Annotated in this window: 19 protein-coding genes; 14 read left to right on the forward strand and 5 right to left on the reverse strand. The window is 65.8% G+C overall.

What is annotated here, in order from left to right:
• Positions 1 to 17 precede the first annotated feature (17 nt).
• The 6 genes from J8I87_RS16560 to J8I87_RS16585 all read left to right on the forward strand — a co-directional run bounded on the left by J8I87_RS16560 (position 18) and on the right by J8I87_RS16585 (position 7554).
• Entirely contained in the window at positions 18 to 512 is a 495-nt protein-coding gene (locus J8I87_RS16560; protein ID WP_209932571.1) for a cupin domain-containing protein, read from the forward strand.
• Positions 513 to 566: 54 nt separating this feature from the next.
• On the forward strand, positions 567 to 1592 hold the full coding sequence (locus tag J8I87_RS16565) for a HoxN/HupN/NixA family nickel/cobalt transporter (protein ID WP_209932573.1): 1026 nt from the start codon (positions 567 to 569) through the stop codon (positions 1590 to 1592).
• 254 nt (positions 1593 to 1846) lie between these two features.
• Positions 1847 to 3532, forward strand: a complete 1686-nt coding sequence (locus tag J8I87_RS16570; RefSeq protein WP_209932576.1) for an ABC transporter substrate-binding protein — start codon at positions 1847 to 1849, stop codon at positions 3530 to 3532.
• A 31-nt stretch (positions 3533 to 3563) separates the two neighbouring features.
• Positions 3564 to 4571: an ABC transporter permease gene (locus tag J8I87_RS16575; protein WP_209932578.1), complete on the forward strand. Its 1008-nt coding sequence runs from the start codon at positions 3564 to 3566 to the stop codon at positions 4569 to 4571.
• A complete protein-coding gene (locus tag J8I87_RS16580) occupies positions 4568 to 5452 on the forward strand; it encodes an ABC transporter permease (protein ID WP_209932580.1) in 885 nt (294 codons plus the stop codon). The genes J8I87_RS16575 and J8I87_RS16580 overlap by 4 nt, the downstream gene beginning before the upstream one ends.
• Positions 5449 to 7554, forward strand: a complete 2106-nt coding sequence (locus J8I87_RS16585; protein WP_209932582.1) for an ABC transporter ATP-binding protein — start codon at positions 5449 to 5451, stop codon at positions 7552 to 7554. Before J8I87_RS16580 ends, J8I87_RS16585 begins: the two co-directional genes overlap by 4 nt.
• Positions 7555 to 7818: 264 nt before the next feature.
• On the opposite strand, the gene J8I87_RS16590 is transcribed toward J8I87_RS16585, so the two are convergent.
• Positions 7819 to 8664, reverse strand: a complete 846-nt coding sequence (locus tag J8I87_RS16590) for an aldo/keto reductase (RefSeq protein ID WP_209932584.1) — start codon at positions 8662 to 8664, stop codon at positions 7819 to 7821.
• A gap of 163 nt (positions 8665 to 8827) precedes the next feature.
• Between J8I87_RS16590 and J8I87_RS16595 the strand changes: the two genes are divergently transcribed.
• Positions 8828 to 9574: a GntR family transcriptional regulator gene (locus J8I87_RS16595; RefSeq protein ID WP_209932586.1), complete on the forward strand. Its 747-nt coding sequence runs from the start codon at positions 8828 to 8830 to the stop codon at positions 9572 to 9574.
• A gap of 12 nt (positions 9575 to 9586) precedes the next feature.
• On the opposite strand, the gene J8I87_RS16600 is transcribed toward J8I87_RS16595, so the two are convergent.
• Positions 9587 to 10981, reverse strand: a complete 1395-nt coding sequence (locus J8I87_RS16600) for a CoA transferase (RefSeq protein WP_209932588.1) — start codon at positions 10979 to 10981, stop codon at positions 9587 to 9589.
• A gap of 118 nt (positions 10982 to 11099) precedes the next feature.
• On the opposite strand from J8I87_RS16600, the gene J8I87_RS16605 reads away from it, so the two are divergent.
• Positions 11100 to 12344, forward strand: coding sequence for a citrate synthase family protein (locus J8I87_RS16605; RefSeq protein ID WP_409518763.1), 1245 nt, complete (start codon positions 11100 to 11102; stop codon positions 12342 to 12344).
• Between the two features lie 80 nt (positions 12345 to 12424).
• Here the strand turns inward: J8I87_RS16605 and J8I87_RS16610 are convergent, their stop codons facing one another.
• Positions 12425 to 12736, reverse strand: a complete 312-nt coding sequence (locus J8I87_RS16610) for a DUF2917 domain-containing protein (protein ID WP_209932590.1) — start codon at positions 12734 to 12736, stop codon at positions 12425 to 12427.
• A gap of 184 nt (positions 12737 to 12920) precedes the next feature.
• Between J8I87_RS16610 and J8I87_RS16615 the strand changes: the two genes are divergently transcribed.
• From J8I87_RS16615 to J8I87_RS16625, 3 genes are all read left to right on the forward strand, one after another.
• Complete coding sequence (locus tag J8I87_RS16615) at positions 12921 to 14333, forward strand: PLP-dependent aminotransferase family protein (RefSeq protein WP_209932591.1); 1413 nt, start codon at positions 12921 to 12923, stop codon at positions 14331 to 14333.
• A gap of 105 nt (positions 14334 to 14438) precedes the next feature.
• Positions 14439 to 15905, forward strand: a complete 1467-nt coding sequence (gene mdtD, locus J8I87_RS16620; RefSeq protein WP_280923078.1) for a multidrug transporter subunit MdtD — start codon at positions 14439 to 14441, stop codon at positions 15903 to 15905.
• Between the two features lie 308 nt (positions 15906 to 16213).
• A complete protein-coding gene (locus tag J8I87_RS16625; RefSeq protein ID WP_209932592.1) occupies positions 16214 to 17488 on the forward strand; it encodes an EAL domain-containing protein in 1275 nt (424 codons plus the stop codon).
• Here the strand turns inward: J8I87_RS16625 and J8I87_RS16630 are convergent.
• Positions 17444 to 18412 (reverse strand): sigma-70 family RNA polymerase sigma factor, encoded by a 969-nt coding sequence (locus J8I87_RS16630; RefSeq protein ID WP_209932593.1) that lies wholly within the window; start codon positions 18410 to 18412, stop codon positions 17444 to 17446. The two genes, J8I87_RS16625 and J8I87_RS16630, sit on opposite strands and share 45 nt — an antisense overlap.
• A gap of 168 nt (positions 18413 to 18580) precedes the next feature.
• On the opposite strand from J8I87_RS16630, the gene clpP reads away from it, so the two are divergent.
• Entirely contained in the window at positions 18581 to 19231 is a 651-nt protein-coding gene (gene clpP, locus J8I87_RS16635; RefSeq protein ID WP_209932594.1) for an ATP-dependent Clp endopeptidase proteolytic subunit ClpP, read from the forward strand.
• Positions 19232 to 19243: 12 nt separating this feature from the next.
• Here clpP and J8I87_RS16640 read toward each other — a convergent pair whose 3' ends face one another.
• On the reverse strand, positions 19244 to 19855 hold the full coding sequence (locus tag J8I87_RS16640) for a TetR/AcrR family transcriptional regulator (RefSeq protein WP_209932596.1): 612 nt from the start codon (positions 19853 to 19855) through the stop codon (positions 19244 to 19246).
• 48 nt (positions 19856 to 19903) lie between these two features.
• Between J8I87_RS16640 and J8I87_RS16645 the strand changes: the two genes are divergently transcribed.
• Positions 19904 to 20503: an isochorismatase family protein gene (locus J8I87_RS16645; protein ID WP_209932598.1), complete on the forward strand. Its 600-nt coding sequence runs from the start codon at positions 19904 to 19906 to the stop codon at positions 20501 to 20503.
• Between the two features lie 70 nt (positions 20504 to 20573).
• Positions 20574 to 21890 (forward strand): NYN domain-containing protein, encoded by a 1317-nt coding sequence (locus J8I87_RS16650; RefSeq protein WP_209932600.1) that lies wholly within the window; start codon positions 20574 to 20576, stop codon positions 21888 to 21890.
• The last annotated feature ends 374 nt before the right edge of the window (positions 21891 to 22264 follow it).

Here is a 22264-nt window from a genome sequence, read left to right on the forward strand (position 1 = left end):
AGCCAAGGAGACCGCTCATGCCCCACGACCAACAACCGCCCCAGGAATCCATCGACTGGCGTGAGCATGGCGTCAGGGTCATCAAAGGCGACCAGCTCGACACGAACACGCCGCAGACTCCCGGCATGAACCGCGCCGCCGCGATCAACGCCGCCCGCGTCGGCGCACAGAAGCTGTGGGCGGGCACCGTGACGATTCATCCGAACGCGAAGACGGGCGCGCATCATCACGGCGCGCTGGAAAGCGTGATCTACGTGGTGCGCGGGCATGCGCGGATGCGCTGGGGCGAGCATCTGGAGTTCACGGCGGAAGCAGGCCCCGGCGACTTCATCTTCGTGCCGCCTTACGTGCCCCATCAGGAGATCAACGCGAGCACCGACGATCCGCTCGAATGCGTGCTCGTGCGCAGCGACAACGAAGCCGTCGTTGTGAACCTGAACATCGACGCCGTCGAGAAACCCGAAACCGTCTACTGGGTCGATCCCATCCACAAGCATCCGCACGACCACTGACACCATCGCCGCCTGAAGCCGGCGGCCGATACAACGCCCCGACACAACGCCCGCATGACGCCGACCTTTTCGCTGCGCCCTCGCCTCGTCACGCTGTACGCCGGACTGATCGCCGCGAACCTCGCCGCGTGGTCGTGGGCGCTGATCGCCTTTCGCGACTATCCGCTGCTGCTCGGCACCGCGATGCTCGCATATGGCTTCGGCCTGCGGCATGCCGTCGATGCCGACCACATCGCCGCCATCGATGCCGTCACGCGCAAGCTGATGCAGGAAGGCAAGCGGCCGCTCGGCGTGGGGCTCGCGTTTTCGCTCGGGCATTCGTCCGTCGTGATCGCGGCGACCGTCGGCATCGCGTTGACGGCGCTGTCGCTGCACGGGCGCTTCGCAGCATTTCACGCGGTCGGCGGGACGATCGGCACGCTCGTGTCGTCGGGCTTTCTGCTCGTGCTCGCCGGCGTGAATCTCGCTATCCTGCGCGATGTATGGCGACGCTACCGGCACCTGCAGCGCGGCGCACCACTGCCGCACGATCATGCATCGGTGGGCGCGCCCGCCGGCCTGCTGTCGCGTGCGCTCAAGCCCCTCTTCCGGCTCGTGACGAAGAGCTGGCACATGTACCCCGTCGGCGTACTGTTTGGCCTCGGCTTCGACACGGCAACGGAGATCGGCCTGCTCGCCATTGCCGCCGCCGAAGCAGGCAAAGGCCTGCCGCTGTATTCGATCCTCGTGTTCCCCGCGCTCTTCACGGCGGGCATGACGCTCGTCGATTCGACGGACAACGTGCTGATGGTCCACGCGTACGGCTGGGCGATGGACGACCCGAAGCGCAAGCTCTACTACAACGCCAGCATCACGTTCGTGTCGGCTGTCGTGGCAATCGCGATCGGCGGCATCGAGGCACTCGGTTTGCTGTCGGACAAGCTGGGCCTGAACGGTGGCCCATGGGATGCGGTGGCCGCCGTCAACGCGCGTTTCGGCATGCTGGGCTACGGCATCGTCTGCGTCTTCATGCTGTGCTGGATCGGCTCGATCCTGTTTCATCGCTGGCGCAGGCCCGCGCCGCTCGGCCGCGAGGGCTAGTGTCCGGGCCGTATCGGGCGCACCGCTGCGCGAGCGCCGGATCGGCCGCAAAAGCGCCCGTTGGCGCGCCACGCCGTTGTGCGCGCGACACAACTCCCGAACCGAATCGTCTGAAGGGAACCGCGCATCGCTGCGGATGCTCCCAATACGGAAGCAATCGCTTACACTGAACCCGCATCGTCGTCGCACTACCACCGCAGCGCCTCGCGCAACAGCCCGTGGCGTCCCAACAGAACGGATCGGACCAACCATCGATGAAGAATTCCGCGGACCCGCGTTTTGCGCCTGACTCAGCAGAAGCTGTTGATCTGGAGGCGACGCGCCGCAGCGCCGGCGCCCACGGCAATCACGCCATCGACGAATTTCTCGCCGGCCGTCTCACGCGGCGCGAACTGCTCCGTTATGCGAGCGTAATCGGCATGTCGCTCGCGGGCGGCGGTCTGTTGGTGCCGCGCAGCGCGCGCGCGCAAGGGGCGGCTGGCGCGAACGCGACGATCCGCGTCGCGCATCTGACGCCCGCGGGCGCCGTCGATCCAATGACGGTCACGGATGCCGCGGGCCTGTGCCTGCTGAACCAGACGGGCGAATTCCTGATCGACGACGACGGCGAAAAGCAGACGCTCAAGCCCGCGCTCGCGCTGTCGTGGAAGCCGAACGACAAGGGCGACGTGTGGACCTTCAAGCTGCGCGAAAACGTCAAGTTCCACGACGGCCAGCCCTTTACGGCGAAGGACGTCGCCGCGACGTTCGACCGGCTCGCCGATCCCGCCGCCGGCTCGGCGGCGCTGTCGACGCTCAAGGGCGTGCTGTCGAAGGGCGGCACAAAGGTCGTCGACGATCACACGGTCGCGTTCCATCTCGACGCGCCGAACGGCAATTTCCCCTATTACGTGTCGTCGGATAACTACAACGCGGTGATCCTGCCCGCGAGCTACGCGGGCGGCTACGAGAAGACCTTCATCGGCACGGGACCGTTCAAGCTCGAAAAGTATCAGCCGAAAGTGGGCGCATCGTTCGTGCGCAATCCCGATTATTGGGGCGAAAAAGCGCTGCCTCAGCGCGTGCAGTTCACGTTCTACGCGGATCAGCAGGCGCAGATTCTCGCGCTGCAGGGCCATCAGGGCGACGTGATGGGCACCTTCACCGTGCAAGGCGGCCAGGGCCTGATGAACAACCCGGAATTCAAGGTGATCGGCGTGAAGTCGAGCGCGCACCGGCAGATTCACATGCGCGTCGACAGTCCGCAGTTCAAGGACAAGCGCGTGCGCCAGGCGCTCGCGCTGTCGCTCGATCGCGAGGTGATCGTCAAGGGCCTCTTCAAGGGCCGCGCGCAGGTCGGCAACGACAGCCCGTTTGCGCCCGTGTTTCCGTCTTCGGATGCAGGCATGCCGCAGCGCAAGATCGATGTCGCGAAGGCCAAGCAGCTGCTCGCGCAGGCCGGCGTGCCCAATGGCTTCGACGTGACGCTCACGACCGAAAAGTACATGGAGATTCCCGACCTCGCGGTCGTCGTGCAGAACTACGCGAAGGCGGCCGGCATTCGCATCAACCTGAAGGTCGAGAGCCAGTCGCAATACTACGGCTCGGGCACGCCCGGCAAATCGGACTGGCTCGATTCGCCCCTGGGCATCACCGACTATGGCAGCCGCGGCGTGCCGAACGTATTCCTCAGCGCGCCGCTGACGAGCACGGGCACGTGGAATGCCGCGCATTTCAATAACCCGCAGTACGACAAGCTGGTCGCCGACTATGTCGCGGCGCTCGATATCGCCGCGCAGAAAAAAGTCTCCGCGCAGATCCAGACGCTCTTGCTCGACGAAACGCCCGTGATCTTCCCGTTCTTCTACGATCAGCTGATCGCCGCGCGCAAGCAGTTGAACGGCGTGCGCTTCACTGCGATCGCGCAGATGTATTTCGATCGCGCGACGCTCGCGGCCTGATTACGCGCGGCGCTGCGAGCAAGGACCATCGATGTCGACCACGGTTACGACTTCCGCCCCTCGCAGCGGCGGCAGCGGAGCGCGCGTCGTGCGGTTCGTCGCGACGCGCATCGGCTTGTCGCTGATTACGCTGTGGCTGCTGTCGGTGATCGTGTTCGCGGGCGGCCAGCTGCTGCCCGGCAACATCGGCCGCGCGATTCTCGGGCCGCTCGCCGATGCGCGCGCCGTCGCCGCGCTCAATCATCAGCTCGGCGCGGACCGGCCGCTTCTCGCGCAGTACACGCAATGGATCACGCACTTCGTCCAGGGCGACATGGGCCTGTCGTACGCGTTTCGCGAGCCCGTCGGGCCGTTCGTCGCCAGCGCGCTCGCGAACTCCGCGAAGCTCGGCCTGTTCGCATTCGTCGTGGTCGTGCCGCTCGGCATCGCGGGCGGCGTGTGGGCGGCGATGCATGCGGGACGCTGGCTCGACCGCACGATCAGCATCGCGGGCCTGTCGGCGACGGTGGTGCCCGAGTTCGTGTCGTCGATCGTGCTGATACTCGTGTTCGGCGTGTGGCTGCAATGGCTGCCCATCGAAGCATCCGCGCCGCCCGGCGCAGGCTTCTTCACGCAACTGAAGCATCTGGTTTTGCCGATACTGCCGCTTGTCTTCGTGTTCTTCGGCTATATCGCGCGAATGGCGCGCGCGGGCACCGTCGAGGCGCTCGACGCCGACTACACGCGCACCGCGATTCTCAAGGGCCTGCCGCCGCATATCGTGATCTGGCGGCATGTGCTGCGCAACGCATTGCTGCCGACCATCACGGTCGCCGCGACGCAGCTCGGCTACATGATCGGCGGCCTCGTCGTCGTGGAGACGCTGTTCCACTATCAGGGCATCGGCTCGCTGATCTACAACGCGGCGAAAGCGAAGGACTTCCCGATGCTCGAAGGCGGCGTGCTGACCATCGGCGTCGTGTACACGCTGGCGAATCTCGTCGCCGATGCGCTGTACGTGCTCCTCAATCCGCGTCTGCGGGTGAGGAGCGCCGAATGAGCTCGACGCTGCCGACGCCCTCGTCCTCACCCGCGGCCGCGCCGCGCGCGCGCGACAGCCGCTACGACACGCTGCGCTTGCTGCTGCGCTCGCCGACGTTCATCGTCGGCGCGCTGATCGTGCTGTGGTGGATCGTGTGCGCGGTGGCGGGAACGTGGATCGCGCCGCTCGACCCCTACGCGTCCGATCCGCTGAACTCGCTCACGCCGCCCGCGAAGGGCCACTGGTTCGGCACCGACCAGCTGGGCCGCGACGTGCTCTCGCGCGTGATCGTCGGCGCGCGCGACATCCTCACCATCGCCCCCCTCGCGACATTGCTCGGCACGCTCGCGGGCACCGCGCTCGGTCTTCTGGTCGGCTATTTCGACGGCTGGGTCGACAATGTGATGGGACGCGCGATCGATGCCGTGCTCGCGCTGCCCCTCGTGATCGTCGCGCTGCTGGCGCTCGCCGCAGTGGGCGCGTCGAACCTTACGGTGATCCTCGTGATCGGCATCACGTTCACGCCGATCACGGCCCGCACGGTGCGCGCCGCCGTGTTCGCCGAGCGGCATCTCGACTACGTCGCCGCGGCGCAACTGCGTGGCGAGAACGCGCTCTATATCATGTTCGCGGAGATCCTCCCGAACGTGCTGCCCCCCATCATCGTCGAAGCGACGGTGCGGCTCGGCTACGCGATCTTCGCGGTCGCGACGCTATCGTTTCTCGGCTTCGGCATCCAGCCGCCGTCGGCCGACTGGGGCCTCGCGCTCTCCGATTCGTACACGCTGATGGCGGGCGGCGCATGGTGGACGGTGGTGTTCGACGCGGCCGCGATCGCGACGCTAGTGGTCGGCGTGAATCTGATCGCGGATGCCGTGCAGGGAGCCGTTGACGGATGAACGCCTCGCCCGCTCCCCTTCCCCGCACTGCGTTTGCCGCCTTCGATGTATCGAAGAGCGAACAGTCCGACGCGCTCACGATCGTCGGCCTCACCGTCACGTATCGCACGCGCGGACGCGAACGCGAGGTGTTGCAGGACGTGTCGTTCCGCATCCGGCGCGGCGAATCGTATGGTCTCGTCGGTGAATCGGGCTGCGGCAAGTCGACGGTCGCGATGGCGACTCTGCGTTATCTGCCGCGCAACGGACGCGTGAAAGCGGGCCGCATTTCGATCGCGGGCAACGAAGTGCATTCGCTCGATGCCGCCGCGCTGCGCGATATGCGCGCGAACGCGATCTCGATGGTGTATCAGGACCCGTCGCGCGCGCTCAATCCGTCGCTGACGATTGCGCGCCAGGTCGCCGAAGCGTTCGAAGCTTCGGGCGCGACCTACCAAGACGCGCTGAAGCACACCGCCGACATGCTGCGCAAGGTGCGTATCGCCGAGCCTGAGCGCGTGATGGACAGCTATCCTCATCAGTTGTCGGGCGGCATGCAGCAGCGCGTCGTGATCGCGATGGCGCTCGCGTCGAAGCCCGCGCTGCTGATTCTCGACGAGCCGACGACAGGGCTCGATGCCACCGTCGAAGCCGAAGTGCTCGATCTCGTCGCGCAACTGCGCGAGGAGTTCGACACGGCCGTGCTCTTCATCAGCCACAACCTCGCGGTGATCGGGCGGATGTGCGAGCGCGTCGGCGTGCTTTACGCGGGCAAGCTCGTCGAAGAAGGCGCGACGCAGGATGTGTTCGCGCGGCCGCGTCATCCGTACACCGTCGGTTTGCTGCGTTGCCTGCCCACGTCGGGCCGCAGCAAGGACACCGACCGGCTCGACACGATCGCGGGCAGCCTGCCGCAGCCGGGCTCCATCACGCAGGGCTGCATCTACGCGGAGCGCTGCCGTCTCGCCGACGAGCGCTGCCGCCGCGAAGCGCCGCCGCCGTATCGGATGAGCGCCGCGCATGGCGATCAGATGTCGCGCTGTCACTATCACGAGCGCGCGGCCGAGCTGCCTCGCGCGACGCCCGTCGAGGCGCCCGCGCGGTCGCGCGAAGCACGCGCCGGCTCGCCTGTCCTGCGCGCGGAAAACGTGTCGAAGACATTCCACGTCGCGGGCGCGGCGCTGCGCGCCGTCGACGACGTGTCGCTGGAATTGTCGAAGGGCGAGACGCTCGGGCTCGTCGGCGAATCGGGCAGCGGCAAGACGACGCTCGCCAAGCTGCTGCTCGGGCTCGTCTCGCCCGACGCCGGCAGCGTGATCGAGCTCGACGGCACGCCGCTGCCGCCGCGCGTCACGCGTCGCAACGACGATCAGGTGAAGTCGCTGCAGATCGTGTTCCAGAACCCGGACTCGGCGCTCAATCGCGCGCATTCCGTCAAGCGGCTGATCGGGCGCGCGTTGTCGCGGCTGTCCGCGCTGCGCGGCGAGGCGCGCGAAGCGAGGCTTGCGTCGCTCGCTCAAGCCGTGCGGCTGCCCGACCGCTATCTGGGATCGCGCACGCGGCAGCTGTCGGGCGGCTTGAAACAGCGCGTCGCGATTGCGCGCGCGTTCGCGGGCGATCCACGCATCGTCGTGTGCGACGAGCCGACTTCCGCGCTCGATGTGTCCGTGCAGGCCGCGATCCTCAATCTGCTCGCCGACCTTCAACGCGATCGCGGCGTGAGCTATGTGTTCATCTCGCACGATCTGCATGTCGTGCGTTATCTGTCCGATCGCATCGCGGTGCTGTACGTCGGCCGCCTGCTCGAAATCGGGCCTGCGTCCGCCGTGTTCGGGGGCCCGCATCATCCTTATACGGAGGCGTTGCTGTCTTCGGTGCCGACCCTCGATGTGCACGGCAACGAGCAGGCCGTCAACGGAAAGACGCAGCGCATCCGCCTGTCAGGCGAATTGCCGAGTCCCGCTTCACCGCCTTCCGGCTGCGTGTTTCACACACGCTGTCCGCGCAAGCTCGGCGCAGTTTGCGAGCAACAGGACCCGCCCTTTGCGGATGCCGGCGACGGTCATCGCATCCGCTGCCACATCCCCGTCGACGAACTGCGCGCGCTTCAACGCCGCGCCTGAACGCGAACCCGCGCCGGCCTCGCACTCGCGGTGAAACGAAGTCCCGCGCGATGCGGCCCAGCTCGTTCGGGCCGCATCCGCGGAAGAAGTGATTCCGAAGTGGATCGTCACAGCCGACGTGTCGCTGCCTGCCAGCGGCGTGTCGGCTGCGACGCAACCTGCGCTGGAATGATGCAGCGTCGCGCCGTGCCCGGCTCGGTGCATATGCATCACGCGCGCAATTGAGCGACGCGGCATAGCGGCTTCAATTAGCCGCTCGACACATCAAAGCATTTCCAGCGGCCGCTTGCTGCGCGGCGGGCGAAAGTGCGCATCGATAGCGGCGAGGTCGTCGGGGCAAAGATGCAGGTCGAGCGCGCGCCGGTTGTCGCGCACATGCTCGATGCGCCCCGACTTCGGAATGGCGAGCACATCGGGCTGCCGCAGCACCCACGCAAGCGCGACCTGAAACATCGAGACACCATGTCTGCCCGCAATATCGTCGAGCGGCGAGCGCTTCGGCAGACGCGCATGATCGACGGGGCTATACGCCATCGCGGGCATCTTGCGGCCCGCGAGCCATGGCAGCAGATCGAACTCCGGCCCGCGCCGCGCGACGTTGTAGAGAATCTGGTTCGTCGCGCATGCGTCGCCGTGCGGCACCTCGACGAGCTCTTCCATATCGTCGACATCGAAATTGCTCACGCCCCAGTGACGTATCTTGCCGTCGCGGCGCAGCGCCTCGAAGCCCGCGACCGTCTCTTCGAGCGGCACCGAGCCGCGCCAGTGCAGCAGATACAGATCGATCCGGTCAGTCTTCAGCCGTCTCAACGACTGCTCGCATGCATGCCGGACGCCGCGCCTGCTCGCGTTGTGCGGATAGACCTTGCTGACGAGAAACACATCGTCGCGCAAGCCCTGCAACGCTTCGCCCAAGAGCGTCTCAGTCGCGCCGTCGCCGTACATTTCCGCCGTATCGATCAACGTCATGCCGAGTTCGATGCCGCCGCGCACCGCATCGATCTCCGCCTTGCGCCGCGATGGATGCTCTCCCATCTCCCACGTGCCCTGCCCCAGCTTCGGAATGCGCTCGCCGTCGGGCAGCGTCACGCTGGCGATGTCCTTCGTCATGGTTGCGTCCTCGCGAATGATGTCGTGATGCGCCGCCGGGCAGCGGCCAACGCAACGAGTGTAGCGCTTGATCGCGCAGCGCATCCGCGTCCCGGCAAAACCCCGCTATAACGCCGCGCGCCGATGTCATAAAATTGCCGCTTGCCCTTCTTGCGCCCGACCCATGAACCCAGCCTCGGAAGACCGCTGGCGCGATCTGCGCCCGGACCCGGAAAACGATACGCCGCTGTATCTTCAGCTCGCGCGCAAGCTCGGCAACGCGATTCACGAGAACCGCTGGAATGCGGGCGAAGCTCTGCCGTCGGAGCGTGTGCTGTCGGATGCGCTCGGCGTATCGCGCATCACGGCGCGCAAGGCGATCGCGCTGCTCGTCGAACAAGGGCTGATACGCCGCTCGCAGGGCGCGGGCAGCTTCATCACGCCGCGCTATGAAGATCCGTTGTCACGCCTGTCGAGCTTCAGCGAAATGCTGCGCCGGCGCGGCTTCACGCCGAGTTCGCAATGGCTGTCGCGCGAGATCGTGCCCGCCAATCGCGACGAAGTGATCCAGCTCGGGTTGTCGCCCGCGGCAGCCGTCACGCGTCTGCGCCGCTTGCGTCTCGCCGATGGCATCGTCATGGCCGTCGAGAACTCGACGTTCCCCGCGTCGATCATTCCCGATCCGCAGGCGATCGGCGATTCGCTGTACACGTATCTCGAGCAGCGCGGGCTGACCATCGTGCGCGCGTTGCAACACTTCCGCGCCGTCAACGCGAGCGACGAAATCGCGCAGCAAATGAGCATCGCGCCAAATGAAGCGCTGCTGCTCATCACGCGCATCGGCTATACGGCCGATCAGCGCGCCATCGAACTCACCGACACCTACTGCCGCAACGACTACTACGACTTCGTCGCCGAATTGCGCAAGTAGACGCCGTGCGACTCAGTCGTTCCAGCGCGGCGCGTGCGTGCCGATCGGCACGGGCGGCTGCGCATAGAACGCGGGCGTCACGGACATCTGCTCGGCGGGCGCGGCCGCCCGCACGCGGCCAAACGGCGAATCGACGTCGTGCAGGCAGTCCTGCACCTCGTCATACGTGATGTCGGGCGCTCGCCAGCCGCTCTCGATCTGTCCCATCGATTGCAGCCAGCGGCCCGTCTGCGCGAGCGACAGCCGCACGAGCCAGCTGCCGCCTTCCTGCGCGCGGCGCGCGAGCGCGACCATCGCGCCGAACGCAGCGAGATAACCCGTCGCGTGATCGAGCGCCTGACACGGCAGATGCTTCGGCCCATCGACGCCCGCCGCGCGGCTCTCCGTGTACGCGATGCCGCTCGCCGACTGCACGAGGCTGTCGAAGCCGCGCCGCGCGGCCCACGGCCCCGCATGCCCATACGCCGAGATCGACACGCAGACGATGCCGGGCCTGACGCGCGCCAGCGCCTCGGGCGCGAAGCCGCGCGCGGCGAGCGAGCCCGGCCGGTACGCCTGCAGAAACACGTCCGCTTCGCCGGCGAGCGCGAGCAACTGCTCGCGCGCCGAGGCCTCGCGCAGATCGAGCGTCGCCGAACGCTTGCCGCGCCCATTGTCGATGACGAGCGGCGCGATGTTCGGCAGATGCGGCCCGTTGATCAAGAGCACATCGGCGCCATGCTGCGCGAGCGCGCGCCCCGCCACGGGCCCCGCAATGATGCGCGACAAGTCGAGCACACGCATGCCCGACAACGGCCGTTGCGCCGCGCCCCGGCCCGGCGCTTCAGGCGGCGCGTCGCCGATCCGCTCGATTTCGAAAAGCGGCAGATTCGCAATCGCCTTTGCCTGATCGAGCGCCGCCCATTCGCGCGGTGAGCGGATCAGCGCGGCGCACAGGCCGGCATCGGCGAGTGTCTGGTCGAGCCTCGCGCCGTCCCAGCCACGAATCGCCTGCGCGACCGCGCCGCGATCGCCGTCGCAGCCGAGCACGTTCAACACGCCTTGCAGATGATGCGCAAAGTTCGTGTGCAGTTGAATCCAGCGGCCATCGCGCGTCGCATAGAAGCCCGTCACGGGATGACGCAGTTCCGGCGGCAAGCCGCCGTTGACGCGCAGATAGCGCTCGCTGCGAAACGCGGCGAGCGCGCGCCGCACGCTGACATCGACGCGCTGCATCTGGCCCGTACGCAGCCGGAAGCATTCGGCGGCGGCAAGGCCCGTCGCGGCAATCGACGCGCTCGCAAGCGTGCCGACGCGAAACACGGAAGGCAGCACGGGATCGTTGCCGTCGATAGAGACGTGAGCAAGCGAGGCCGGGTCGCAACCGGCAACGGACCACAGATGATCGAGAGCGGGTTGGGGCGTCATGGCGAGCGGGCTTCCTGAATAAGAGCGGCGTGAACCAGTCTAGATTTGCGCCTCGCCATGATCAATCTTGATTCATATAATCAATATATATCGATTTGTTTGGCTTTCGCGCTCCGCCATGTCCAATCCGATGCCCGCCCCGCGTTATCTGTCCGCCGACGAAGCCGCCACGATGCTCGGCATCAGCGTCACGACGCTCTATGCGTATGTCAGCCGGGGCATGCTGCGTTCGGCGCCGGATGCGAACAGCAAGCGGCGTCTGTACGACGCCGACGAAGTGCGGCGTCTCGCGCGCCGCAAGGAGGACGGCAAGCGCGCGGGCAAAGTCGCGCAGAAGGTGCTGGATTGGGGCGTGCCCGTGCTCGAATCGTCGATTACGCTGATCGCCGACGGCAAGCTGCTGTACCGCGGCCGCGATGCCGTCGAACTGGCGCGCACGGCCACGCTGGAAGAAGTGGCGGCGCTGCTGTGGGAATGCAGCGCGCGGCGCATTGCCGATGCGCCCGCCGCGCCCCTTGCCGCCGCGCAATGGTCGGCGTGGCTCAAGCTGTGGAGCGACAGCGCGCCGCTCGACCGCGCACTCGTGCTGCTGCCTGCCGCCGCCGCGCAGATGCCGCGCGTCTGGGCGCTCGGCCGGGACGCGCAACTCGATAATGCCTGCGCGCTGATGCGCCTGCTGGCGGGCGCGATGATTTCCGCGCCGCCATCGAACGAACCGCTGCACAAGCAGCTCGCCGGCGCATGGGGCGTGCGCAATCGCGCGCAGATCAATCTGCTGCGCGCGGCGCTCGTCGCGTGCGCCGATCACGAGCTGAATGCGTCGACGTTCACGGTGCGCTGCATCACGTCGACGGGAACGCATCTGTTCGGCGCCGTCGCGGGCGGGCTCGCCGCGCTGTCGGGGCCGAGGCATGGCGGGGAAACGGCGCGCGTGGCCGCGTTGTTCGACGAAGCCGCGCGCGCCGCCGATCTCGATCGCTATCTGGCGACACGGCTCGCGCATGACGGGGACGGCGCGGCAGGCCCGGCGCTATCGGGCTTTGGGCACCCGTTGTATCCGAACGGCGATCCGCGCGCGCGGCTGTTGCTCGATCTGCTCGACGAATGCGCGCCCGCCCGCTCGCCGCTCGCGGAAGTTCAGAGGCTCGCGCGCGCCGTGCGCAACACGACAGACGCCGCGCCGACGGTCGATTTCGCGCTTGCCGCGATCGAGCGCGTGCTCGGCCTGCCCGTCGGCGCGGCCTTCACGCTTTTCGCCGTGGGCCGCGTGACGGGCTGGATCGCGCATGCGATCGAGCAGACGAACGACGGCCGCCTGATCCGCCCGCGCGCCCGGTACGTCGGCGCTTATGAAGCCGGCTGATGGAAGCCAACTGATGGAAGCCAGCCGACGGACGCCGACCGAGCGGCGGACAACTGGAGCGCGCAGACCAGACGCGCACTTCACGCCGCAAGCAGCCAGCGCGGCATCCACGTCCAGCGGGGCGTGTATTGCCTTTGCACGCGCACTTCCGTGCTCGCGCCGCCCGTGACGGCCAGCGAAAGCCGCGCGCCGTCTTGCCCGGCGCTCAGCCACGCGATCGCGCCTCGCTTCAGTTCGAAGGATTCACCCGCGGCGAGCCAGTAGTCTTCGGCGTCGCCTTCGACGGTGAGCCAGAGTTCCCCTGCCAGCACGTTCACGGTGAGCGGCTGCGCGACCCGCCAGGCGCTCGCCGGCTCGCCGTGTTCGAGTTCAAAAGTACGGATTTCACGCATCGCTTGCTCCTTGAAGTGCTTTATCGCTTGCATCCATTATTGGCGTGCGATGATCTCTGTCACATGCACAGTGCTGAACAGTTTCAAAAGAACTGTACAGTCAGAAAAGCTGACAGTTGCTGGCGCTCCGACCGTGACAGACGGGACCGACGCGCAACGCAAGACGCAGCGAGGAAGACACGCCATGAAGCTCGACATCGACCTGAACCGCGAAAACGGCGTGCCGCTCACCGAGCAGATTGTGAGCGGCGTGCAGGAATGGATACGCTCGCGCACCGCGCACCCCGGCGCGAAGCTGCCGTCGATCCGCCAGTTCGCCTCCGACAACGACATCAGCCGCTTCCCGGTGATCGAGGCCTATGACCGGCTCGTATCGCTCGGCTATCTGGATTCGCGGCCAGGCTCCGGCTTTTACGTGGCAGAACGCCATCGTGCGGCAATGAGCTGCCAGGGCGCCTCCGACCCGCGCCGCGCCGAAGAAGAATCGGGACATATCCTCCAGCAGTTCAATCATCCCGGCGAATCGCTGAAGCTCGGCAGCGGCTTCATCCCCGAAGCGTGGCGCGACATGGACAGTCTCGCGCAGGCGGTCCGCCACGTATCGCGCACCGACGGCGCGAGCCTGATCGATTACGCGACGCCGCTCGGCAACGCGACGCTGCGCGAACATCTGCAAGGCCGCGTCGCACAGCTCGGCATCGAAGCGCAAGCGTCGCAGATCCTGATCACGATCGGCGCGAGCCAGGCGATGGACCTGCTGATGCGCTATCTGCTCAAGCCCGGCGACACAATCTTCGTCGAAGACCCCGGCTACTACAATTTCAACGGCTTGCTGAAGCTGCATGGCGTGAATCTCGTGGGAATTCCGCGCACGCGCACGGGCCCCGATCTCGATGCAATGCAAATGCAGTTGCAGCAGCACCGGCCGAAGCTCGTCTTCATCAACTCCGTGTTCCACAACCCGACGGGCACGACGATCGCGCCGCCCGTCTCGTTCCGCCTGCTGCAGCTCGCGCGCGAACACGGCTTCAAGATTCTCGAAGACGACATCTATGCGGACTTCCAGTCGGAACCGACCGACCGCCTCGCGACACTCGACCAGCTCGAGCATGTGATCTACGTCGGCGGGTTGTCGAAGACACTATCGTCGTCGCTGCGCATCGGCTACGTGATCGCGGATCACGCAACCATCAAGGATCTCGCGGACATCAAGATGCTGACGAGCATCGGCGGCTCGCGCTTCGCGGAAGCCGTAACCGTCGCGCTGCTCGAACGCGGGATGTACCGCAAGCATCTCGAACGGTTGCGCCGGCGCATGCGCGAAGCGCTCGGCTCGGCCGTGCAGACGCTGGAGATGAGCGGCTGGCAGGTGTTCGAGAATCCGCTCGGCGGCAAGTTCGTGTGGGCGCGCGTGCCGCATGTCGAGAATGCCGAGCGGCTCGTCGAATGCGGCGCACCGCTCGGCGTGACGGTCGCGCCCGGCCGCTATTTCCGCCCGAACGCGGAGCCGAGCCCGTGGATCCGCATCAATGCCGCCTTCGCGAACGATCCGCGCGCGCGAGCGTTCTTCGAGAAAGCGGTGCAACTGAAGCCGTGACGGGCCGCTGGGCGCGGCGTTTGCTGTCCGCGTGCTGACACACTCGCGCGGTGCTTTTTCCTTAGAATGTGGGCACTTTTCGAAGCCCGCCCCGGCCCTGCCTTCATGTCCGAACCGACCGAATCTGCATCCGCCGCCGCCCGTCATACCGCGAGAACCGCCCCCACTGCCCGCTCGCTGACGGTCATGCTATGGATCGTCGCGACGGGCTTCTTCATGCAGACGCTCGATTCGACCATCGTCAACACCGCGCTGCCCGCGATGGCGACGAGCCTCGGCGAACTGCCGTTGCGGATGCAATCAGTCGTGATCGCGTATTCGCTGACGATGGCCGTGATGATTCCCGTCTCCGGCTGGCTCGCGGACAAGCTCGGCACGCGGCGCGTGTTCATGAGCGCGATCCTGATCTTCACGGTCGGCTCGCTGCTGTGCGCGAACGCACACACGCTCACGCAGCTGGTGATCTACCGCGTGCTGCAGGGCGTGGGCGGCGCGATGCTGCTGCCCGTCGGCCGGCTCGCCGTGCTGCGCATCTTTCCCGCCGAACGCTATCTGCCCGCGCTCTCGTTCGTCGCGATTCCCGGCCTGATCGGTCCGCTGATCGGACCGACACTCGGCGGCTGGATCGTGAAGATCGCGTCGTGGCACTGGATCTTCCTCATCAACGTGCCCGTCGGCATCGCGGGCCTGATCGCGACGGTCGTCTTCATGCCGGACAGCCGCAATCCCGACACGGCGAAGTTCGACATCAAAGGCTATCTGCTGCTGATCGTCGGGATGGTGTCGATCTCGATGGCGCTCGACGGCCGCACCGAGTTCTCGATCCAGCACGCCACCGTGCTGATGCTGCTGATTCTTTCACTCGGCTGCTTCGTCGCCTACGGATTGCATGCGGTGCGCGCGGCCAACCCGATCTTCTCGCTCGATCTCTTCAAGATTCACACGTTCAGCGTCGGCCTGCTCGGCAACCTGTTCGCGCGCATCGGCAGCGGCGCGATGCCGTATCTGATTCCGCTGCTGCTGCAGGTGAGCCTGGGTTATAGCGCGTTCGAAGCCGGGCTGATGATGCTGCCCGTGGCCGCGGCGGGCATGTCGTCCAAACGGCTCGTCACGCGTCTGATCATGAAGTACGGATATCGCCGCGTACTCATGTCGAACACAGTGCTCGTCGGTCTCGCGATGGCGAGCTTCTCGCTGACGAACGCACATCAGCCGCTGTGGCTGCGCCTCGTGCAGCTTGCGTTCTTCGGCGGCGTCAACTCGATGCAGTTCACCGCGATGAACACGCTGACGCTCAAAGACCTCGGCACAGGCGGCGCAAGCAGCGGCAACAGCCTGTTCTCGCTCGTCCAGATGCTCGCGATGAGCCTCGGCGTCACGGTCGCGGGCGCATTGCTCACGGCGTTCACGGGCCTCATGCCGCGCGTCACGGCGGCGAACACACTGCCCGCGTTTCATGCGACCTTCCTGTGTGTCGGCCTGATTACGGCGGCGACGTCGTGGATCTTCGCGCAGTTGTCGCCCGACATACGCCAGCCCGCAAAGCGCACCGATCCGCAAGAGCGCACATGAACCACGGCGATGGAGCGCGCCTCGCACGAACCTTAACGGGGCGCGCATCGCACCAACGATGTGCGCCTGGCCTCCGCGCGGATGCCCGCCGCGCGCATGACAGGTGCGGCGTTTGCGGCGCACAATCGAGACGACAGCGGAGACCACAGCGGAGACCACAGCGCCAGCGCCAAAGCGCTGCGCGCGGCCTTCGGCGAAACGTGCGTCGTTTCGTCATGAGCATGTTTCTTGCTGGGTCTATCCTGTAAACTTGAACAGTTCGCGCGGAATGCGCGACGCGCCTTGCTTCCCAACCGATGACAGACACGATGAGCATGATCGAACTCGATCCTCCCGGCTTCCAGGCCCCGCGCCCCATTGCGGGAGATGAAGGCTCGCGCCGCACTGTCCGGTATGGCGGCTACACGGTTTTCAGCGTGTTTCAGCCGGTTTTCTCGGTTTCGCATCGCCGCGCGATCGGCTATCACGCGTCGCTGCGCGCGCACGACGAGAACGGCACGCAGGTCCCGTCAGCCGAAGTCTTCACGCAAGCCGCGCGGCGCGGCGATCTGCTCGAACTAGGACGCCTCGCGGAATCGCTGCATCTGGGCAACTTCAATGCGTTCGACAGTCACGACGAGTGGCTCTTCCTGAGCCTGCATCCCGCCGCGCTGATGGACACGAGCTACGGCGACGCGCTGCTCGCTGGCCTGAAGGCGCTCGGCCTGCCGCCGCAGCGCGTGGTGCTCGAAGTCTCCGAGCATTCGGGCGGCGAGACGACACGCTTCGCAGCAATCATCGATGCGCTGCGCAAGTCCGGCTTCCTGATCGCGCTCGATGGCTTCGGCGCGAAGCATTCGAACATCGACCGCGTGTGGAATCTGCGGCCCGATATCGTCACGCTCGACCGCTGCATCCTCGCGCAGGCCAACGAGCATTCGCATATCGAACGCGTGCTGCCCGGCATCGTGTCGATGCTGCATGAATCGGGACAGCTCGTGCTGATGGGCGGCCTCACGACGGAGCGCGATGCGCTGATCGCGCTCGAATGCAATGTCGATTTCGTGCAGGGCACGTTCTTCGCGGCGCCGAGCGTCGAGCCCGTCGCGCGCCAGGCGACGGTCAAGTTGATGGACGGGTTGTCGGCGGCGCTGCGCCAGCGCGTCGCCGCACGCGAACGCGCGCAGTCCGAGCGGCTCGCGCCGTTCGTCACCGCGCTGGAGATGGCCAGCGCGCATCTCGTCGAAGGCGAGACGATCGCCGACGCGACCGCGCCGCTGCTCGCGCTGCGCGAAACGGCGCGCTGCTTTCTGCTCGACGGATCGGGCCGTCAGATCGGCGACAACGTGCTGCCGCCGGGCCGCGCATCGCAGCGTGCGAAGCGCTTCCGGCCGCTCTTGCATTCGGAGGGCGCAAGCTGGGAGCGTCGACCGTACTTCATCCAGGCGGTGCGCGCGCCGGGCCAGGTGCATCTGACGCCGCCGTATCTGTCGATCAACGAGGCGCACCTGTGCGTGACCGCCTCGATCGCGGCGGAGACCGCGCGCGGCTTGCAGGTGCTATGCGTCGATATCAACTGGGAAGTGGCCGCGCATCGTAACTGACGCGGGCGGGCTGATGACGGGCCGCAGCAGACGCATCACGGCCGCGCGTCCGAATACGCGTGTCGCGGGCGCGAGCCGCATTGCGCCCGTCACGATGCGCAACGCGACGATGCGCTCGTGCTCGCCGATCGAGATATCGAGCAGCGCGTCGATTTCGCCGTCGCGCATCAATGCCACGGCGCTCACGCCGTTCATCGACAGTGTTTCCATCTGCTTGCCGCGTCCGCGCAGCGACAGCGTGGCCGCCGCCCCGTCCGCCGTCGCGACGGCATCGACCGTTTCGGGCGCGTCGCTGATCACGCTCGGCACATCGCAAAAGAGCCGCACGAGGCCCGCGCGATCCTGCGCCTCCAGCGCCGCGCGCAAGCGCTCGACGACGCGCGCATGCGCGGCGGGATCGGCGCGCCTCGCCGGCACGCCTTCGCGCTGCAAACGCGCCTTCGCGCGATGCACCATCTGCCGGCAGTTGGCGGGCGTCTTCGCGAGGATCTCCGCGATTTGCACGTAGTCGCAATCGAATGCCTCGTGCAGCACGAATGCGGCGCGTTCCTCTGGCTTCAACCGTTCGAGCAGCAGCATCACGCCATATGACATCTGCACGGACTGCAACGCCAGATCTTCCGCCGACGGCGCGAGACCTTCGACCCACGGATCGGGCATCCAGCCGTTCGAGCGCGTCGCACGCTCGGTCCGCAGATGACGCAGGCGGTCGATCGCGAGATGCGTCGTGACAGTCGTGAGCCACGCGGCCGATGAACGCAGCTCGCTCGCGTCGGCGGCATGCCATTTGAGCCAGGCGTCCTGCACGATGTCTTCCGCTTCCGCGCGGCTGCCGAGCATCCGGTACGCGAGCGCGAAGAGCTTCGCGCGCGCCGCTTCGAAATCCGCCGGCTTCGCTGACTTCCTTTTGTCTGTCTGGTCCATGCATGCCGCTCCTGTCGCGTGGTCACGTTCTATCGGGTATAGACGGCCGCACCGCCCGCGATGTGACACGCCGGCGCAAAAATTTTGCTGTCACACGCGCCCCCGCCCTCGCGTCTTGCGACTGGAACCCGCCTTGCGCGGGCCTTTCAGTGGATCAGCGAGGAACGCATGCACCGTCATTTCCCTGCACCCGCATACTCCGGGCTCAATCTCGTGCCGACCGTCATCGAGCAATCGAGCCGCGGCGAGCGCGCCTACGACATCTACTCGCGCCTCTTGCGCGAACGCATCGTGTTTCTGGTCGGGGCCGTCAACGAGCAGTCGGCGAGCCTGATCGTCGCGCAACTGCTGTTTCTCGAATCGGAGAACCCCGACAAGGATATTTCTTTTTACATCAACTCGCCGGGCGGCTCTGTCTACGACGGCCTTGCGATCTTCGACACGATGCAGTTCATCAAGCCCGATGTGTCGACGCTCTGCACGGGCTTTGCCGCGAGCATGGGCACGTTCCTGCTCGCGGCAGGCGCGCGCGGCAAGCGCTACGCGTTACCGAACGCACGCATCATGATTCATCAGCCGTCGGGTGGCAGTCAGGGCACGGCCTCCGATATCGAGATTCAGGCGAAGGAAGTGCTGTATCTGCGCGAGCGCCTGAATGCCGAGCTTGCGCAGCGCACGGGCCAAAGCATCGCGCAGATCGGGAAGGACACCGATCGTGACAACTTCATGTCAGCGGATGCCGCGAAGGCTTATGGTCTGATCGACGATGTGCTCGCGACGCGCGTGCCCTCTTCCGATGCGCTGCACAGCGCGATGTGATCCCCTCGTGCGTCAGTCCAGCCGCGCGGCGAGATAGGACGAAACCACCGTCTTGTACTCGTCGACGAGCGCCTTGCGCTCTTTTGGCCTGGCCGCCGCATAGAGCGGACTCAGACTCTTGACGACCTGCAACGTGACCTCGGCGACGCGAAATGCGTCGTCGTCGGAAAGCGCGGGACTGTGGCGTTGAAACAGTTCGGCAAACTTGCCGCGCAAGCGGTTGCGCGCGGCCGCGTCGCGCCGGAAGTTCAGCGACACGGAGAGCAGCGGCAGATACGCGGGTCGCGCCGCCATGAAATCGACCAGCAGCGCGAACAGGCGCTCGACGAGTTCAGCGACGTCCCATTGCCGCGCGGCTTCTCCCAGCGCGCTCCATTGCGCGTCCATTTCATTGCCGTAGCGTGTGCGCAGCGCGAAAACGAGCGCATCCTTGTTAGGGAAGTACTGATAGACCGCGCCGATCGACGTGCCCGCGCGTTCGGCGATCGCCGTCATCGTCGCGCCGTCGAAGCCGCGCTCGGCGATCACTTCGCCTGCCGCGTCGAGCAGCGCATCGACGCGCTTTGCCGCGCGCTGCTGTTGAGGAACGCGCCGCACTTTCGGATTATCTGAGGCCAGACTCATGTGCATCGACTATCATGATATGAGGACATCCTCACATATAGGTGACACATGGCGCAAGCTCTTTCCATCGATCCGCGCAGCACCGCACTCGTGCTGATCGATCTGCAGCAAAGCAACGTCGCGCGGCAACTGGAGCCGCATGCGGCCGCCGACGTCGTCGCGCGATCCGTGCGTGCCGCCGATGCGCTGCGTGCAGCGGGCGGCACGGTCGTTTTCGTGCGCGTCGATGTCGCGCAACTGCTGTCGCTGCCCGCCGACGCGCCGCTGCGTCCGCGCGATGCGCCCGCACCGCCGCCGCACGCATCGGACCTCGTGCCCGAGTGCAACATACAGGCGGGTGACGTGATGGTGACAAAGCGCCAATGGGGCGCGTTTTACGGCACCGATCTGGAACAGCAATTGCGCCGCCGTGGCATTCGCACGATCGCGCTCACGGGCATCGCGACGAACTTCGGCGTCGAGTCGACGGCGCGAGCGGCGTTCGATCAAGGCTACGAGCTGATCTTCATCGAGGACGCGATGTCCAGCCTGACGGGCGACGCGCACCGCTTCCCGATCGAACATATTTTTCCGCGCATGGGCTATGTGCGTTCGACTGAGGAATTCGTCGACGCCGTCGCCGAAACGGGTTCGTTCGGCGGCGCCTGAGCGCAAGCAAACGCTCGATCGACGCCGCGTTGTGTGAGACGATCGAGCCTGCACTTCATTGGAGAAGCATATGGCGTCATCCCAGGATACCGTCAGCATGGCGCTGTTCTGTGATTTCGAAAACGTCGCGCTCGGCGTGCGCGATGCGAAATACGAAAAATTCGATATCAAGCTGGTGCTCGAAAGGCTGCTGCTGAAAGGCAGCATCGTCGTGAAGAAGGCATACTGCGACTGGGACCGCTACAAGGGCTTCAAGGCCGCGATGCACGAAGCGAACTTCGAGTTGATCGAAATCCCACATGTGCGGCAGTCAGGCAAGAATTCGGCGGACATCCGGCTTGTCGTCGATGCGCTCGATCTTTGCTATACGAAGTCGCACGTCAACACGTTCGTCATCATCAGCGGCGACTCCGATTTTTCGCCGCTCGTGTCGAAGCTGCGCGAAAACGCGAAGCAGGTAATCGGCGTCGGCGTGCAGCGCTCGACGTCGGACCTGCTGACGGCCAATTGCGACGAATTCATTTTCTACGACGATCTCGTGCGCGAGAGCCAGCGTGCCGCCGCGAAACGCGATGCCGCAAAGGCCGCGGAACAGGCGGCTCAGCAGGCGTCGAAACGCGCGTCTGAAGGCGAGAAGCGCAAGGAAGACCTGGAGACGCGCAAGACGAAGGCCATCGAACTCACCGTGCAGACGTTCGATGCGCTCGCGTCCGAGCGCGGCGACAGCGGCAAGATCTGGGCGTCGGTGCTGAAGAACGCGATCAAGCGCCGCAAGCCCGATTTCAACGAGACGTACTACGGTTTTCGCGCATTCGGCAATCTGCTCGAAGAGGCGCAATCGCGCGGCCTGCTCGAAGTGGGCCGCGACGAAAAGTCCGGCACGTTCGTGTATCGCAGCGGCGCAGCGGCTGCTGCGCCCCCCGATGTCGTGAGCCCGCGCCCCGCCGTCGAGGAAACGAGCGACGAATGGGCGGCGATGCCCGCTGCTGCTGAAATCGTCGATATCGAAGAGGCGGCCGTTGCGGCAGCGCGTTTCGATCAGGATGCCGCGAGCCGGGAAACGGCTGAGGTCGGCCCGCCTGTTGTTGCGCCCGAGCGCGCGGACAACGGTCAGGAAGAAAAGCATCGCAAGGGCCGCAGCGCGCGCAAGCCCGCGACGAAGAAGACGAAGAATGCGAAAGCGAAGCCCGTGGAAGCAGAGAATGCTGATGCCGGCTTGCCGCTGTTCGCCGATGCGCAAGCCTCGCAGGGGCCACAGGCTGTCGCGGCAGCGTCGCACGCACCTGCGGGGGCCGACGAAGCGCCCGCGGCGAAGAAACCTTCTCGCAAGTCCGCGACACGTACCCGCCGTCCGCGCAAGACGGAAACAACAAATGGCGCGGAGTAAGTCCTTACTGATAGATATCCAAAATGAAAACGCCGCTCGATGAGCGGCGTTTTTTATTGCGCTTTCATTTCGCATCCGCGCGTTCGTCCCGCGCGCTTTCGATTCAGCAGAAGCTTCGTGGGGAGGTAAATATGCCCTACAAACTGCGTAGGACATTGAGAAATGTCCCTTCTTTTTCTGCATAAAAGAAGAAAAGTCATACGCATTAAGAATTTTGCTATGGATGGAGGGCTTGACCTGCCGCGAAAATTAAGCTTCCCGCACAACTCCGGGTGGGCTCGATTCGATGAGGTCGTGCAATCGAAATCGTGGTCCGTGGTCGTCATCAACGGCGGCGCCCGTGCCGGTTCGGTATGCCTTCGCGCACACAAACT

The organism is Paraburkholderia sp. LEh10, assembly GCF_017814945.1.
Lineage (GTDB): Bacteria > Pseudomonadota > Gammaproteobacteria > Burkholderiales > Burkholderiaceae > Paraburkholderia.